Origin of the sequence: Microvirga sp. HBU67558, assembly GCF_018069605.1 — a bacterium.
Classification (GTDB): domain Bacteria; phylum Pseudomonadota; class Alphaproteobacteria; order Rhizobiales; family Beijerinckiaceae; genus Microvirga; species Microvirga terrae.
In genome coordinates this window covers 1-775 of record NZ_JAGPUP010000266.1, presented here as the reverse complement: position 1 = coordinate 775, position 775 = coordinate 1, and the positions used below count along the sequence as shown (strand labels likewise).

The following is a 775-nucleotide window of genomic DNA, read 5'->3' as shown; positions in this document are numbered from 1 at the left end:
TGTCTCATTCGAGCTATCCCGGCCTCATGCTGTGGGAATGACCCGCAACGCCCATCAAATACAAGAGTCTCATCTGGCAGTCGGTGATGTGGCGGCCGGGCACAGGCTGGGTTCCTCATTTGGTCGTGAAGAACCCCACTCCTTACCCGGTCGGCCGCGACGGCCAGACGGTGCGATCCGTACGGATCGCACCGTCACCTCTCATTCTGATTGCCGCTCAACTTCCACCCTGATCGCCGCGCCTTACCGGCTACACGGTCTTGTTTGTGCCTGCGCCCGCGCTGGTGGCGCAGTTGGCCAAGGCTCATGCCGAGGGACGGCTTGAGGAGCGTCTGATGCACTATACCAAACCGAAGCTGCTGATTGTCGACGAACTCGGGTATCTGCCGTTCGAGCCCGATGCAGCGCATCTGTTCTTCCAGCTTGTCTGCCGGCGCTATGAACGAGGCGCGATGCTGGTGACGTCCAACCGCGCTGTGGGCGAATGGGGATCGGTTTTTGGAGACGCTGTCGTGGCAACGGCAATCTTGGATCGCCTGCTTCACCACAGCCATGTGCTCATGATCCGGGGAGACAGCTATCGCCTGCGGGAGAAACGTCGCAGCGGTTTGTTGAAGGCTGCTGCCGTATCTGATCCGAAGGGATCAGCTTAATGCGGAGGGTCTAGTTCCATCTGTCGCCAGGGGTCTAGTTCCGAATGTCGCTTGAAAGGTGGGGTGGGCCATGCGCGATCACATGCGCACCGAGCTGACCCTTGGCGCTCTGATCATGGCAG

The 775-nt window shown here is 60.0% G+C and carries 1 pseudogene; it reads left to right on the top strand.

The annotated features are described in order from the left end of the window. Nucleotides 1–248: 248 nt before the first annotated feature. A pseudogene (locus tag KBI52_RS01155) lies at nucleotides 249–653 on the top strand (ATP-binding protein); the annotation flags it as partial. Nucleotides 654–775: the final 122 nt, after the last annotated feature.